Origin of the sequence: Isoalcanivorax pacificus W11-5, assembly GCF_000299335.2 — a bacterium.
Classification (GTDB): Bacteria; Pseudomonadota; Gammaproteobacteria; order Pseudomonadales; family Alcanivoracaceae; genus Isoalcanivorax; species Isoalcanivorax pacificus.
In genome coordinates, this window is the sequence record NZ_CP004387.1 from 595909 (window position 1) to 611850 (window position 15942).

At 60.5% G+C, this 15942-nt stretch carries 11 protein-coding genes and 5 tRNA genes; all 16 read left to right on the forward strand.

Annotated elements, in window-relative coordinates; all coding sequences use genetic code 11:
• Positions 1-26 precede the first annotated feature (26 nt).
• The 16 genes from S7S_RS02775 (at position 27) to rpsG (ending at position 15880) form a co-directional block, all read left to right on the forward strand.
• Positions 27-102, forward strand: a tRNA-Thr gene (locus S7S_RS02775).
• Between the two features lie 135 nt (positions 103-237).
• Positions 238-321, forward strand: a tRNA-Tyr gene (locus tag S7S_RS02780).
• Between the two features lie 468 nt (positions 322-789).
• A tRNA-Gly gene (locus S7S_RS02785) sits at positions 790-863 on the forward strand.
• Positions 864-925: 62 nt separating this feature from the next.
• A tRNA-Thr gene (locus S7S_RS02790) sits at positions 926-1001 on the forward strand.
• Between the two features lie 163 nt (positions 1002-1164).
• Complete coding sequence (gene tuf / locus S7S_RS02795; RefSeq protein WP_041025923.1) at positions 1165-2358, forward strand: elongation factor Tu; 1194 nt, start codon at positions 1165-1167, stop codon at positions 2356-2358.
• An 81-nt stretch (positions 2359-2439) separates the two neighbouring features.
• Positions 2440-2515 (forward strand) — tRNA-Trp (locus S7S_RS02800).
• A gap of 38 nt (positions 2516-2553) precedes the next feature.
• Entirely contained in the window at positions 2554-2928 is a 375-nt protein-coding gene (gene secE / locus S7S_RS02805; protein WP_008740398.1) for a preprotein translocase subunit SecE, read from the forward strand.
• A gap of 9 nt (positions 2929-2937) precedes the next feature.
• On the forward strand, positions 2938-3471 hold the full coding sequence (gene nusG, locus S7S_RS02810; protein ID WP_008740399.1) for a transcription termination/antitermination protein NusG: 534 nt from the start codon (positions 2938-2940) through the stop codon (positions 3469-3471).
• Positions 3472-3599: 128 nt separating this feature from the next.
• Positions 3600-4028, forward strand: a complete 429-nt coding sequence (rplK, locus tag S7S_RS02815) for a 50S ribosomal protein L11 (protein WP_008740400.1) — start codon at positions 3600-3602, stop codon at positions 4026-4028.
• Between the two features lie 2 nt (positions 4029-4030).
• Positions 4031-4726, forward strand: a complete 696-nt coding sequence (gene rplA / locus S7S_RS02820) for a 50S ribosomal protein L1 (protein WP_008740401.1) — start codon at positions 4031-4033, stop codon at positions 4724-4726.
• Between the two features lie 244 nt (positions 4727-4970).
• The gene (gene rplJ, locus S7S_RS02825) at positions 4971-5477 is read left to right on the forward strand and encodes a 50S ribosomal protein L10 (RefSeq protein WP_008740402.1); all 507 of its coding nucleotides are present in this window, start codon (positions 4971-4973) and stop codon (positions 5475-5477) included.
• A gap of 47 nt (positions 5478-5524) precedes the next feature.
• The gene (rplL, locus tag S7S_RS02830) at positions 5525-5896 is read left to right on the forward strand and encodes a 50S ribosomal protein L7/L12 (protein ID WP_008740403.1); all 372 of its coding nucleotides are present in this window, start codon (positions 5525-5527) and stop codon (positions 5894-5896) included.
• Between the two features lie 250 nt (positions 5897-6146).
• The gene (rpoB, locus tag S7S_RS02835) at positions 6147-10286 is read left to right on the forward strand and encodes a DNA-directed RNA polymerase subunit beta (protein ID WP_008740405.1); all 4140 of its coding nucleotides are present in this window, start codon (positions 6147-6149) and stop codon (positions 10284-10286) included.
• A gap of 88 nt (positions 10287-10374) precedes the next feature.
• Positions 10375-14577, forward strand: a complete 4203-nt coding sequence (rpoC, locus tag S7S_RS02840; RefSeq protein ID WP_008740410.1) for a DNA-directed RNA polymerase subunit beta' — start codon at positions 10375-10377, stop codon at positions 14575-14577.
• 188 nt (positions 14578-14765) lie between these two features.
• On the forward strand, positions 14766-15140 hold the full coding sequence (gene rpsL / locus S7S_RS02845) for a 30S ribosomal protein S12 (protein WP_008740416.1): 375 nt from the start codon (positions 14766-14768) through the stop codon (positions 15138-15140).
• 269 nt (positions 15141-15409) lie between these two features.
• The gene (rpsG, locus tag S7S_RS02850) at positions 15410-15880 is read left to right on the forward strand and encodes a 30S ribosomal protein S7 (protein ID WP_008740418.1); all 471 of its coding nucleotides are present in this window, start codon (positions 15410-15412) and stop codon (positions 15878-15880) included.
• Positions 15881-15942: the final 62 nt, after the last annotated feature.

Here is a 15942-nt window from a genome sequence, read left to right on the forward strand (position 1 = left end):
TTCATTACAATGCGCGTCCTTTGCAGGCTGGCGTAGCTCAGTAGGTAGAGCAGCTGATTTGTAATCAGCCGGTCGGGGGTTCGATTCCTCTCGCCAGCTCCATTCTCCGGTTACGCAGGGTGGTTGTCCTCTGGTTTGCCGCCAGAGCCCGTGGAATACGCCGTTCCTGGCCTCGAAAGCACATGAAAAGAGGTTGACAACCAACAGGCCCAAAAAGAGAATGTAGGCCCTTTTTTGGGAGGGGTTCCCGAGTGGCCAAAGGGATCAGACTGTAAATCTGACGCGCAAGCTTCGCTGGTTCGAATCCAGCCCCCTCCACCAAGTTTTGAGAGAATCGCAGCGTCAGAGCACAGTTTGACGTTGGCCAGTACCCCGAAAGTTCGCCGGGGGCTGGATCGAACCAGACGGTTCGACGTGTCGCCGCAGGCGACCGAACAGCGCCGCAAAGCGGTGCTGGCCCGAAGGGCGGAGGCGCAGCCGGAGTAATCCAGCCCCCTCCACCAAGTTTTGACAGGAAGCACGGCGTCGGAAGCACGGAAGACGCTGGCCAGTACCCCGGAAGTTTGGCGGGGGGCTGGGTTCGAACCAGACGGTTCGACGGTCGCTTCAGCGACCGAACGGCACCGCGAAGCGGCTGCCGGCCCCGAAGGGGCGGAGGCTGCAGGCCGGAGTAATCCAGCCCCCTCCACGTAAAAAGAGGCGCCCCTGGCGCCAGCCGATTTCTTGTTCGGCACAGTTTGCAGAGTTACGGCCCAAGGCTGGCGAGCCCGGCCCTGGAAGGCAAGGTTCGCGGGTGTAGTTCAATGGTAGAACCTCAGCCTTCCAAGCTGATGACGCGGGTTCGATTCCCGCCACCCGCTCCAGCAGTGCTGGGCAGGCCGTAACAACAGAGTTTCACCGCCGTCACTGGTGGGATGAGGTTTACGCTCATATAGCTCAGTAGGTAGAGCACTTCCTTGGTAAGGAAGAGGTCACCGGTTCAAATCCGGTTATGAGCTCCAATGCACCGGCCCCGGGAGTGATCCCGGGGCCGGCTTCATCTCTCGGGGCGTGGTGTCGTGGGTGGTCACGATGTCCTGTGGGCGCGTGGTCCTTTTTGTGTTTTCCGAGCGATGCTTTGCTGTTCAGGCAGGAATGCACAATCGAACTGAGAGGTAGAGAGTCGTGGCAAAGGCAAAGTTTGAACGTAATAAACCGCACCTGAACGTAGGCACGATTGGTCACGTAGACCATGGCAAGACGACGCTGACCGCGGCGCTGACGAAAGTGTGCCACGACGTGTGGGGCACAGGCGAAGCGCGAGCTTTCGACCAGATCGACAACGCCCCGGAAGAGCGTGCGCGCGGTATTACCATTGCGACCTCTCACGTTGAATACGATTCCCCGACCCGCCACTACGCGCACGTAGACTGCCCGGGCCACGCTGACTATGTGAAGAACATGATCACCGGTGCGGCACAGATGGACGGCGCGATCCTGGTAGTGTCCGCCGCGGACGGCCCGATGCCGCAAACCCGCGAGCACATCCTGCTGTCCCGTCAGGTAGGCGTACCGTACATCGTCGTGTTCCTGAACAAGGCGGACATGGTCGATGACGAAGAGCTGCTGGAACTGGTTGAAATGGAAGTGCGCGAACTGCTGAGCGCGTACGACTTCCCGGGCGACGACACCCCGATCGTGAAAGGTTCTGCCCTGAAGGCACTGGAAGGCGACACCAGCGACATCGGTGTACCGGCCGTACAGAAGCTGGTTGAAACCCTGGACGAGTACATCCCGGAGCCGGAGCGCGCCGTGGACGGTACCTTCCTGATGCCGATCGAGGACGTGTTCTCGATCTCTGGTCGCGGTACGGTAGTAACCGGCCGTGTAGAGCGTGGCATCGTGAAAGTGGGTGAGGAAGTGGAAATCGTGGGTATCCGCGATACCCAGAAGACCACCTGCACCGGCGTTGAGATGTTCCGCAAGCTGCTGGACGAAGGTCGCGCAGGCGAGAACGTGGGCGTGCTGCTGCGTGGCACCAAGCGTGACGAGGTTGAGCGTGGCCAGGTACTGTCCAAGCCGGGCACGATCAAGCCGCACACCGGCTTCGAGGCTGAAGTGTACATCCTGAGCAAGGACGAAGGTGGCCGTCACACCCCGTTCTTCAATGGTTACCGTCCGCAGTTCTACTTCCGTACCACCGACGTGACCGGTGCGTGTGACCTGCCGGAAGGCATCGAAATGGTGATGCCGGGTGACAACGTGAAGATGACGGTGAAGCTGATCGCTCCGATCGCGATGGAAGAAGGCCTGCGCTTCGCGATCCGCGAAGGTGGCCGTACCGTCGGCGCCGGCGTGGTGGCCAAGATCCTCGAGTAAAGGCGCAGCCAGGTTTCTGGCATCCAGGCCGAGGTGTGCAAATCAGCCCCTCGGCCTACTGCGTTTGCGATAAAAGGTTACAGGCCAGTAGTTCAATTGGTAGAGCACCGGTCTCCAAAACCGGGGGTTGGGGGTTCGAGTCCCTCCTGGCCTGCCAAATTTTCCCGGCGCTACAGTAGTAGCGGGGTGTCAGTAATGAGTGAAAAGGCAGAAGCGCAGTCCGGAGCATCCGCTCTCGAAGCCGTCAAATGGCTGGTAGTTGCCGTGCTGGTGGGTGTTGCCGTCTGGGGCAACAGCTACTACGCCGAGGTGTCTCCGTTGTATCGCGCGCTGGCGGTGGTGGCCATTGGTCTGGTGGCGGCATTTGTCGCGTTGCAGACTGAGCAGGGCCGCGCTTTTAACCAGTTGCGCAAGGATGCCATGGTCGAAGTGCGCAAGGTGGTCTGGCCAACACGTCAGGAAACCGTGCAGACCACTCTTATCGTGCTGGCGTTCGTGCTGCTGGTCTCCCTCATTCTTTTCTTTTTCGACTGGGTGCTCAACGGCATCGTGTCCCGAGTCATCGGATAAGGGGTAGACATGGCGAAGCGCTGGTATGTGGTACATGCCTATTCCGGCTTTGAGAAGTACGTCAAGCGTGCGCTTGAGGAGCGGATCAAGCTGCGTGGCATGGAGGAAGACTTCGGTGACATCCTGGTTCCCACGGAAGAAGTGGTGGAGATCAAGGGTGGCCAGAAGCGCAAGTCCGAGCGCAAATTCTTTCCGGGTTATGTGCTGGTGCAGATGGAAATGAACGAAGGCACCTGGCACTTGATCAAGGAAACCCCCAAGGTGATGGGCTTTATCGGCGGTACGCCGGACAAGCCGTCGCCGATCACCGACCGCGAAGCGGATGCGATTTTGCGGCGCATGGATGACAGCACTGACAAGCCTAAGCCGAAGACGCTGTTCGAGCCGGGTGAAGTGGTGCGTGTGATCGATGGCCCGTTCGCCGATTTCAACGGCGTGGTCGAGGAAGTGAATTACGAGAAGAGCCGCCTGCAGGTTGCAGTGCTGATCTTCGGTCGTTCCACTCCGGTGGAACTGGAATTCGGTCAGGTCGAGAAGAACTGATCGGGGCGGGCTGTCGCGAGACGGCCCGCTTAATGGTGTCCGGCGTTCGCCGGGCAATGTGGCAAACCTCAGGGGAGCCATAGCCAGGCGAAGGTCTGGTGAGGCGCTGGAACCCAAGGGAGTACATCATGGCTAAGAAGATTCAGGCCTACATCAAGCTGCAAGTTGCAGCGGGTGCGGCCAACCCGAGCCCGCCGGTCGGCCCTGCACTGGGTCAGCACGGCGTGAACATCATGGAGTTCTGCAAGGCGTTCAACGCCCAGACTCAGGAGCTGGAAAAAGGCGCTCCGGTACCGGTGGTGATCACCGTGTACAGCGATCGCAGTTTCACCTTCGTCATGAAGACGCCGCCGGCGTCCTTCCTGCTGAAGAAAGCAGCGGGCATCAAGAGCGGCTCCGGCGTGCCGAACAAAAACAAGGTGGGCAAGGTGACCCGTGCCCAGCTTGAAGAAATTGCCAAGACCAAAGAGCCGGACCTGACTGCAGCAAGCCTTGATGCAGCGGTTCGTACCATTGCGGGCAGTGCCCGTTCCATGGGTCTGGACGTGGAGGAATAAGCATGGCCAAGCTTTCCAAACGCGCCCGCGCGATCCGTGAAGCGGTAGTTCCGGGCAAAGCCTACGCCATCGACGAAGCCGTCAGCCTGCTGGCCGAGCTGTCGAAGGTGAAGTTCAAGGAATCCATCGACGCCGCCATCAACCTGGGTGTTGATCCGCGTAAATCTGACCAGAACGTGCGTGGCGCTTCCGTGCTGCCGCACGGCACCGGCAAGACCGTCCGTGTGGCGGTGTTCGCCCAGGGCGCCAACGCTGACGCCGCGCGCGAAGCCGGCGCCGACGTGGTCGGTTTCGACGATCTGGCCGAGCAGGTACAGGGCGGTGAGATCAACTTCGACGTGGTGATCGCTACCCCGGACGCGATGCGTGTGGTCGGTAAACTGGGTACCATCCTCGGCCCGCGCGGCCTGATGCCGAACCCGAAAGTGGGTACCGTGACCGCTGACGTGGCCACTGCGGTGAAAAACGCCAAGGGCGGCCAGGTGCGCTACCGCACCGACAAAGGCGGCATCATTCACTGCAACATCGGCCAGGTTGGCTTTGATGTGAACGCAGTGAAGGAAAACCTGGAAGCACTGGTCGCTGATCTGAAGAAGATCAAGCCGTCCTCCGCCAAAGGCGTGTACCTGAAGAAAATTACGCTGTCGACCACCATGGGCCCGGGTCTGTCCATCGACCTGGCTACCCTGGCGATCTGATCGACGGCAGGAAGTTGGCCGCTGCTGCCCTGAGGGTGGTGGCGGCTTTACGGACTTTGAGTTGCCCGTTTCGGCGGGCTGGCGTCAAAGACCACAGGCGCCCTGATGACGGGGCTTAAAACACCAGCCTGCGCAGACGCGGTGTGGTTCAGGTTCCACTGTGCCCCCGCGTATGAAGGCTTCGCCTTCATAAACCGGGTGATCGGCCTCCGGGCCGGTTGAAGACAATCCAGGAGATGACACAGTGACTCTGAAACTGGAAGACAAGAAAGCCATTGTCGCGGCCGTCAAGGACGCCGCCGACAGTGCTTTCTCTGCTGTGGTCGCCGACTACCGTGGCCTGACGGTCTCGCAGATTACCACGCTGCGTAACCAGGCCCGCGAGCACAACGTTTATTTGCGCGTTGTTCGTAACACACTGGCGCGTCGCGCGCTGGAAGGCACGAACTTCGAACTGCTGAACGACTCGCTGGTAGGCCCGACCCTGATCGGTATGTCGATGTCCGAGAACGACATGGGCGCAGCTGCCCGTCTGTTCAAGGACTTTGCCAAGGACAACACCAAGCTGGAGCTCAAGTCCGGCGTGTTCGATGGCAAGTTGTTCACCGGCAACGAACTCGACGTACTGGCCAAGCTCCCGAACCGCGAACAGGCCCTGACCACTCTGGTATCGCTGCTGCAGGCACCGGTATCCAAGTTTGGCCGCCTGATGACCGCGCTGAAGGAAAAGAACGAAGAGCAGGCTGCCTGATCGCCGCCTGATCCACACCTCATTGAAGATTTTTGGAGAAATTGAACATGGCACTGTCCAAAGACGAAATCCTGAACGCTATCGGCGAGCTGTCCGTACTGGAGCTGGTTGAGCTGATCTCCGCTTTCGAAGAGAAGTTCAACGTGTCTGCTGCTGCCGTGGCTGTTGCTGCTGCACCGGGTGCTGCTGCTGCCGCTGTTGAAGAGCAAACCGAGTTCAACGTTATCCTGACCGGTTTCGGCGACAAGAAAGTAGGCGTGATCAAAGCCGTACGTGAAGCCACCGGCCTGGGCCTGAAAGAAGCCAAGGACCTGGTAGAAGGCGCTCCGGCTCCGGTGAAAGAAGGCGTGTCCAAAGACGAAGCTGAAGCGATCAAGAAGAAGATCGAAGAAGCTGGCGGTACTGCCGAGCTCAAGTAAGCGCCTATGCGCCAGTCTTTCCGGCTAGTGGGAAAGACGCCGGCTGGCAGCCGTTTTCGGCTGCCAGCCTTTTGTCGTTTCTGACAAAGCGCTGTCGACAGCGCCGTGTGCGCGGTGACAGCACCGGTTTCGGCCGGAAGCCATTGTCGTCTTGAGACGGCAGTGCATCAGGCCCGGGCCTGAGAAGTTCAGCACGTAAGCGTGTAAAGACGTCGCCACCGGGCGATGGATCAACAGCCGAGGAACGCAGATGGCATACTCATTTACTGAGAAAAAGCGGATCCGCAAGAATTTCGGCAAGCTTCCCAAAGTCATGGAGGTCCCCTACCTCCTGGCCATCCAGCTTGATTCGTATCGCACCTTCCTGCAACAGGACAAGGGCAGCGAAACGCGTGAAGCCACGGGTCTGGAAGCTGCCTTCAAGTCCGTATTTCCGATCTCCAGCTATTCCGGCAATGCGGCGCTGGAGTATGCCGGTTATGAACTCGGCAAGCCTGTCTTCGACGTCAAGGAGTGTATGCTCCGTGGCGCGACCTACGCTGCCCCGCTGCGTGTCCGTATTCGCCTGGTGATCTACGATAAAGAGTCTTCCGGTGCGATCAAGGACATCCGCGAACAGCAGGTGTACATGGGCGAAATCCCGCTCATGACCGAAAACGGCACCTTCATCATCAACGGTACCGAGCGTGTCATCGTGTCCCAGCTGCACCGTTCGCCGGGCGTGTTCTTCGATCACGACAAGGGCAAGACCCACAGCTCCGGTAAGCTGCTGTATTCCGCACGCGTGATTCCCTACCGTGGTTCCTGGCTCGACTTCGAGTTCGATCCGAAGGACATGGTGTTCGTCCGTATCGACCGTCGCCGCAAGCTGCCGGCGACCGTGCTGCTGCGCGCGCTGGGTTACAACTCCGACGAAATTCTCGAAATGTTCTTCGAGACCAACCAGATCGCGGTGCAGGACGGCGTCTACAAGATGCAGTTGATCGCCGAGCGTCTGCGCGGTGAAACCGCCACGTTCGACATTCTGGCGGGTGACAAGGTTGTGGTGGAAGCCGGTCGTCGTATTACCGCGCGCCACATCCGCGAGCTGGAAAAGGCCAACATCGAGTACCTGGAAATTCCGGGCGAATACCTGAATGGCAAGGTGCTGGCCCGCTCGGTGATCGACCAGGAGACTGGCGAGATCCTGGTAGAGTGCAATACCGAGCTCACCGCTGATGTGCTGGCGAAGCTGGAAAAGGCTGGCGTGCAGGAATTTGAAACCCTGTACACCAACGACCTGGACCACGGCGCCTTCATGTCCGACACGCTGCGCGTCGATGCGACCCGCAGCCAGCTCGAAGCGCTGGTGGAAATCTACCGCATGATGCGCCCTGGCGAACCGCCGACCAAGGACGCTGCGGAAAACCTGTTCAAGAACCTGTTCTTCACCGAAGAGCGCTATGACCTCTCCGGCGTGGGCCGCATGAAGTTCAACCGTCGTCTGGGCCGGGATGAAACCGGTGGCCCGGGCATTCTCTATGACGGTCGCTATTTCAGCCTGCGCAACGACGAAGAAGGCAAGCGTTTCTTCGACGAGCTGGGCGACGGCACCTCCGACATCGTCGAAGTGATCCGTACCCTGGTGGATATCCGTAACGGCAACGGCATCGTTGACGACATCGACCACCTGGGCAACCGCCGCGTGCGTTCTGTCGGTGAAATGGCCGAGAACCAGTTCCGCGTTGGCCTGGTGCGTGTCGAGCGTGCGGTGAAAGAGCGTCTGAGCCTGGCGGAATCCGAAGGCCTGATGCCGCAGGATCTGATCAATGCCAAGCCGGTGGCGGCGGCGGTGAAGGAATTCTTTGGTTCCTCGCAGCTGTCCCAGTTCATGGACCAGAACAACCCGCTGTCCGAGATCACCCACAAACGCCGTGTCTCGGCGTTGGGCCCGGGCGGTCTGACCCGTGAGCGTGCCGGCTTTGAAGTGCGTGACGTGCACCCGACCCACTACGGCCGCGTGTGCCCGATTGAAACGCCGGAAGGCCCGAACATCGGTCTGATCAACTCGCTGGCCACCTATGCCCGCACCAACGACTACGGCTTCCTGGAAAGCCCGTACCGCAAGGTGATCGACGGCAAGGTCAGTGACGACATCGAATACCTGTCCGCCATCGAAGAAGCCGAGTGCGTGATCGCGCAGGCCGACTCGAAAATGGAAGACGGCCGCTTCGTGGAAGAGTTCGTGACCGTGCGTCACCGCAACGAATTCACCGTGATGCAGCCGGAACACATCACCCATATGGACGTGTCCCCGCACCAGGTGGTGTCGGTAGCGGCCGCGCTGATTCCGTTCCTGGAGCACGATGACGCGAACCGCGCACTGATGGGCTCGAACATGCAGCGTCAGGCCGTGCCGACCCTGCGTGCCGAGAAGCCGCTGGTAGGTACCGGCATGGAGCGCAACGTAGCGCGCGACTCCGGTGTCTGTGTGGTGGCCCGCCGTGGCGGTGTGATCGACAAAGTGGATGCAGGCCGGATCATCGTCAAGGTGAACGACGACGAGATCGCCGAAGGCGAAGCCGGCGTTGATATCTACAACCTGACCAAATACACCCGTTCTAACCAGAACACCTGCATCAACCAGCGTCCGCTGGTGAAAGTGGGTGATGTGGTGGCGCCGAAGGACATCCTGGCCGACGGCCCGTCCACCGACATGGGCGAGCTGGCGCTGGGCCAGAACATGCGCGTCGCCTTCATGCCCTGGAACGGCTACAACTTCGAAGACTCGATCCTGATCTCGGAGAAGGTGGTACGCGAAGACCGCTTCACCACCATCCACATTCAGGAACTGACCTGTGTGGCCCGCGACACCAAGCTGGGGCCGGAGGAAATCACCTCCGATATTCCCAATGTCGGTGAAGCGGCGCTGTCCAAACTGGACGAGTCCGGCATTGTCTACATCGGTGCCGAAGTCGGCGCGGGCGATATTCTGGTGGGCAAGGTCACACCGAAAGGCGAGACCCAGCTGACACCGGAAGAAAAGCTGCTGCGTGCGATCTTCGGTGAGAAAGCCTCCGACGTGAAGGACACCTCCCTGCGTGTGTCGTCCGGCGTGAAAGGCACCGTGATCGACGTGCAGGTCTTCACCCGCGACGGCGTGGACAAAGACGAGCGCGCCAAGCAGATCGAACAGATGCAGCTCGACCAGTTCCGCAAGGACCTGAAAGACGAGTACCGCATTCTCGAGCAGGACATGCTCGAGCGTCTGCGCCGCGAGCTGGTGGGCAAGAAGGTCAACGGTGGTGCTGGCCAGAAGCGCGGCACCGAGCTGACCAACGAACTGCTCGACAGCCTCAAGTCGGAACAGTGGTTTGAACTGCGCCCGGCGGACGACGATGTTGCTGAGCAGCTCGAGCGCGCCCAGCAGTACCTTGAAGCGCACAAGAAAGAGCAGGAAGAGCGCTACAAGGACAAGCAGGGCAAGATCACCGGCGGCGACGACCTGGCGCATGGCGTACTGAAAATCGTCAAGGTCTACCTGGCGATCAAGCGTCGCATCCAGCCGGGCGACAAGATGGCTGGCCGTCACGGTAACAAGGGTGTGATCTCGGTGATCATGCCGGAAGAAGACATGCCGCACGATGAGCATGGCGTGCCGGTGGACGTGGTGCTCAACCCGCTGGGTGTACCGTCGCGGATGAACATCGGTCAGATTCTCGAAACCCACCTGGGCTGGGCTGCCAAAGGCCTGGGCGAGAAGATCGGCCGCATGCTCGACGAGCAGAAGAAAATTGCCGAGGTGCGCGAGTTCCTCGAGCGGTTGTACAACGAAACCGGCGACGTGCATAACCGCGAAGAGCTGAAAACCTTCAGCGACGCGGAAATCGTCGAGCTGGCGCAGAACCTGCGTGCCGGTGTGCCGATGGCCACCCCGGTCTTCGACGGCGCCAAAGAGTTCGAGCTGAAAGCCCTGCTCGAACTGGCCGACGTACATCCGTCCGGGCAGTCGCAACTGTGGGACGGTCGGACCGGCGATAAATTCGATCGCCAGGTGACCGTTGGCTACATGTACATGCTGAAACTGAACCACCTGGTGGACGACAAGATGCACGCGCGTTCGACCGGCTCCTACAGCCTGGTCACCCAGCAGCCGCTGGGCGGTAAGGCGCAGTTTGGTGGTCAGCGTTTCGGTGAGATGGAGGTGTGGGCGCTGGAAGCCTATGGCGCAGCGTACACCCTGCAGGAAATGCTTACGGTGAAGTCCGACGACGTGAACGGCCGGACACGCATCTACAAGAACATTGTCGATGGCGATCACCGTATGGATCCGGGTATGCCGGAATCCTTCAACGTACTGCTGAAGGAAATTCGCTCCCTCGGTATCAATATCGAGCTGGAAAACGAGTGATCCGACGTTTCTGAATAACGGAAGCCCGGATCACAGAGCAACCCGGATTAACGAATAGCGAGCTAACGCTCCTGTTGGAGGACTGGCCTTGAAAGACTTGCTGAATCTTCTGAAAAGTCAGGGACAAGTCACTGAGTTTGACAAACTCAAGATCGGTCTGGCACCGCCAGACCTGATCCGTTCTTGGTCCTTTGGTGAGGTCAAGAAGCCGGAGACCATCAACTACCGTACCTTCAAGCCGGAACGGGATGGTCTGTTCTGCGCGCGCATCTTTGGTCCGATCAAGGACTACGAGTGCCTGTGCGGCAAATACAAGCGCCTCAAGCACCGTGGCGTCATCTGTGAGAAGTGTGGCGTTGAAGTCACGCTCTCCAAAGTGCGCCGTGAGCGCATGGGCCACATCGAGCTGGCCAGCCCGGTCGCGCACATCTGGTTCCTGAAGTCGCTGCCGTCCCGTATCGGCCTGATGCTGGACATGACACTGCGTGATATCGAGCGCGTGCTGTACTTCGAATCGTTCGTGGTGGTCGAGCCGGGCATGACCAGCCTGGAGAAAGGCCAGCTGCTGTCCGACGAAGAGTACTTCGAGGCACTGGAACAGTTCGGTGACGAGTTCGATGCCCGCATGGGTGCCGAAGCTGTACAGCACCTGCTGGCGGACCTGGATCTGGAGCAGGACATCGCTGACCTGCGCCAGGACATCGAGTCCACCGGTTCCGACACCAAGCTGAAGAAGCTGTCCAAGCGCCTCAAGCTGATGGAAGCCTTCCAGGCCTCCGGCAACCGTCCGGAGTGGATGATCATGACGGTGCTGCCCGTGCTGCCGCCGGACCTGCGTCCGCTGGTACCGCTGGACGGCGGCCGCTTCGCGACCTCGGATCTGAACGATCTGTATCGCCGCGTGATCAACCGTAACAACCGTCTCAAGCGCCTGCTGGACCTGGCGGCGCCGGACATCATCGTGCGCAACGAAAAGCGCATGCTGCAGGAGTCCGTGGACGCGCTGCTGGACAACGGCCGTCGTGGCCGTGCCATTACCGGCTCTAACAAGCGCCCGCTGAAGTCCCTGGCCGACATGATCAAGGGCAAGCAGGGCCGTTTCCGTCAGAACCTGCTCGGCAAGCGCGTGGATTACTCCGGTCGTTCCGTGATCGTGGTAGGCCCGACGCTGAAACTGCACGAGTGCGGTCTGCCGAAGAAAATGGCGCTGGAACTGTTCAAGCCGTTCATCTTCGCCAAGCTGGAAGGACGAGGACTTGCCACCACCATCAAGGCGGCCAAGAAGATGGTCGAGCGCGAAACCGCCGAGGTCTGGGATATCCTGGCCGAAGTGATTCGCGAGCACCCGGTGCTGCTGAACCGTGCGCCGACGCTGCACCGTCTGGGTATCCAGGCGTTCGAGCCGGTGCTGATCGAAGGCAAGGCAATCCAGTTGCACCCGCTGGTGTGTGCGGCCTTCAACGCCGACTTCGACGGTGACCAGATGGCGGTACACGTACCGCTGACCCTGGAAGCCCAGCTCGAAGCCCGTGCGCTGATGATGTCCACAAACAACATCCTGTCGCCGGCGAGCGGTGAGCCGATCATCGTGCCGACCCAGGACGTGGTACTGGGCCTGTACTACATCACCCGTGACCGGGTGAATGCACAGGGCGAAGGCATGTTCTTTGCGGACACCCGCGAAGTCAGCCGCGCGCTGGGCAACAAGGCGATTCACCTGCACGCCCGCATCAAGGTGCGTATCGAGGAAAGCGTGCGCGACAAGGACGGCAACGTCACTGAGCGTACCTATATTGCCGATACCACTGCCGGCCGCTGCAAACTGTGGGAAATCGTGCCGACGGGCATGGCGTTCGAAGCCGTGAACCAGCCGATGACCAAGAAGGCAGTGTCGCGCCTGCTGAACCAGTGCTACCGCATCCTGGGCACCAAGCAGACCTGTATCTTCGCTGACCAGCTGATGTACCTTGGCTTCCGCGAGGCGACCTATTCCGGTTCGTCCGTCGGTATCGAGGACATGGTGATCCCGGACGAGAAAGTCTCGATCCTGGCGTCCGCCGAAGACGAGGTGCGCGAGATCGAAGAGCAGTTCGCTTCCGGTCTGGTGACGCGTGGCGAGCGCTACAACAAGGTCGTGGATATCTGGTCGCGCACCAACGACCAGATCGCCAAGGCGATGATGGACAACCTCAAGAGCGAGACCGTCATCAACCGTGACGGCAAGGAAGAGCAGCAAGGCTCCTTCAACTCGATCTGGATGATGGCCGATTCCGGCGCGCGGGGTTCCGCTGCACAGATTCGCCAGCTCGCCGGTATGCGCGGCCTGATGGCGAAGCCGGATGGTTCCATTATCGAAACGCCGATCACCTCGAACTTCCGTGAAGGTCTGAACGTACTCCAGTACTTCATCTCCACCCACGGTGCCCGTAAAGGTCTGGCCGATACCGCGCTGAAAACCGCGAACTCCGGTTACCTGACCCGTCGTCTCGTGGACGTGGCCCAGGATCTGGTCGTCACCGAACCGGATTGCGGTACCGAGGAAGGTGTACTGATGACACCGCTGATCGAAGGCGGTGATGTGGTGGAACCGCTGCGCGAGCGTGTGCTCGGACGTGTGGCCGCCCGTGACGTGATCAAGCCGGGTACCGATGAGGTGCTGGCTCCGGCCGGTACACTGCTGGACGAAAACTGGGTGGACGTGCTGGAAGTCAGCGGTGTCGACGAAGTGCTGGTGCGCTCGCCGATCAGCTGTGCTACCCGCTACGGCGTGTGCGCCCAGTGCTACGGCCGTGACCTGGCCCGTGGCCACCGCATCAACATCGGCGAGGCCGTGGGTGTTATCGCGGCCCAGTCCATCGGTGAGCCGGGTACCCAGCTGACCATGCGGACCTTCCACATCGGTGGGGCGGCGAGCCGGGCGTCTGCGGTGTCCAGCATCCAGATCAAGCATGGCGGCAGCGTACGTCTGCACAACATCAAGACCGTGTCGCATAAAGATGGCCTGGTGGCGGTATCCCGCTCCGGTGAACTGGCCGTGGCCGATGAGATCGGCCGCGAGCGCGAGCGCTATAAAGTGCCCTACGGTGCACTGATTACCGCCAAAGAAGGTGATGTGGTGGAGGGCGGTCAGGTCGTCGCGACCTGGGATCCGCATACCCACCCGATCATCGCCGAGGTGGAAGGTCGCGTGCAGTTCGGTGATATGGAAGAAGGCATCACCGTCAACTACCAGACCGACGAACTGACCGGTCTGACCACCATCGAGATGATCGATGCCAAGGACCGTCCGGCCGCCGGCAAGGACATGCGTCCGGTGATCCGGGTGCTGGATGCCAAGGGCAAGCCGATCACCATGCCGAACTCCGAGACCCCGGCGCAGTACTTCCTGCCGGCCGGCTCGCTGACCGGCCTGAAAGATGGCGCCGAGATCAAGACTGGTGACGTGATTGCGCGGATTCCGCAGGAATCCTCCAAGACCCGTGACATCACCGGTGGTCTGCCGCGTGTGGCCGACCTGTTCGAAGCCCGTCAGCCGAAAGAAGCGGCGATCCTGGCCGAGAAGAGCGGTGTGGTGTCGTTCGGTAAAGAGACCAAAGGCAAGGTGCGCCTGGTCATCACCCCGGATGACGGTGGTGACGTCCATGAAGAGCTGATTCCGAAGTGGCGCCAGCTGAACGTGTTCGAAGGTGAGCACGTGGCCAAGGGCGAGGTGATCTCCGACGGCCCGCTGAACCCGCACGATATCCTGCGCCTGCTGGGCCAGACCGAGTTGGCCCGCTACATCGTCAACGAGGTGCAGGAGGTTTACCGCCTGCAGGGTGTGAAGATCAACGACAAGCACATCGAAGTGATCATCCGCCAGATGCTGCGCAAGGTGGAAATCACCGAAGTGGGCGAGTCGGCCTTCATCAAGGGCGAGCAGGTGGAACTGGCGCGCGTGCTGACCGAAATCGACCGCCTCAAGGCGGCCGACAAGATGCTGCCGCGTTTCGACCGCATGCTGCTGGGTATCACCAAGGCGTCGCTGGCCACCGAGTCGTTCATCTCCGCGGCCTCCTTCCAGGAGACCACCCGGGTACTGACCGAAGCAGCGGTCACCGGCAAGGAAGATGGCCTGCGCGGCCTGAAAGAGAACGTGGTCGTGGGTCGTCTGATCCCGGCCGGTACGGGCTATGCCTATCACATGGAGCGCCGGCGTCAGCGCGATCTGGCCCGTGGGCCGGAAGCACCGACCATGGACGAAGTGGAACAGGCGCTGTCCGAGGCGCTCAGCTTCTCCGACGAGGGCTGAGGGCCTGCCGCCCGCCGGCTCCGGCCGGTGGGCAAAGGACCACAAAGAACACAGGTAGGATGGGCGCTGACCCTGCCGGCTTGACTTGCCGCAGGGTCGTTCCCTAGAATTCGCACCCTTTCGGGTGACGTATTCTTGGGTCATCCCGGTAATCGTCACAGAAATGTAAGCGTGGAGCGTTAGTTTTCATGGCAACCGTAAACCAGCTGGTGCGTAAACCGCGCAAGAGCAAGGTAGAAAAAAGTGATTCCGTGGCGCTGCAAGGCAGCCCGCAGCGTCGTGGCGTCTGCACCCGGGTGTACACCACTACCCCGAAGAAGCCGAACTCCGCGCTGCGTAAAGTCTGCCGTGTGCGTCTGACCAATGGCTACGAAGTCACCTCCTATATCGGTGGTGAAGGTCACAACCTGCAGGAACACTCCGTGATCCTGATTCGTGGTGGCCGGGTGAAGGACCTGCCGGGTGTGCGTTACCACACCGTGCGCGGCACCCTGGATACCGCCGGTGTTAACGGTCGTCAGCAGCGCCGCTCCAAGTACGGTGCCAAGCGTCCGAAGAAATAACACCTGGCCGGCGCCCCCGGGGCGCTGACCGCTGCAGTTTCGATGCTGGTGCTCTGCTGGAGTGGCCGGTACCGGAAAGGAAGCCGCTGGCTTCCTTTCGTCGTTGCGCCCTGTGCTGGCGTGATGGCAATCAGGAGCCAAGGCTCCGCTTAGACTACCGCAAGCCCAGGGCTTGCGGCGGGATGAGTAAGGACGGGCTGCCCATGTCGGGTTGTCCCGGTTAACCCTGAAGCATTCCCCGCCCGCGGGGTTGTAAGAGGAACACATCCATGCCAAGAAGACGCGTCGCCGCCAAACGCGAGATCCTGCCTGACCCGAAATTCGGAAGCCAGCTGCTCGCGAAGTTCATCAACCACGTGATGGAATCGGGCAAGAAGTCTGTTGCCGAGCGCATCGTTTACGGTGCCCTGGACGTTGTTGAAGATCGCAAGAAAGCTGAGCCACTCGAGTTCTTTGAAAAAGCGCTGGATTCCATCCGCCCGATGGTGGAAGTGAAGTCCCGCCGTGTCGGTGGTGCGACCTACCAGGTGCCGGTGGAAGTACGCCCGAGCCGCCGTACCGCACTGGCCATGCGCTGGCTGGTGGACGCTGCCCGCAAGCGTGGCGAGAAAAGCATGGCCGCCCGCCTGGCGGGTGAGATTCTGGATGCAGCCGACGGCAAAGGTTCGGCTATCAAGAAGCGTGAAGATGTTCACCGTATGGCGGAAGCCAACAAGGCGTTCTCGCACTACCGCTTCTGATCCAGGCACGCATTGGAACCGGCCTGCCTACAGGCCGGTTTTCGTATTCGCAGCAAGCATGA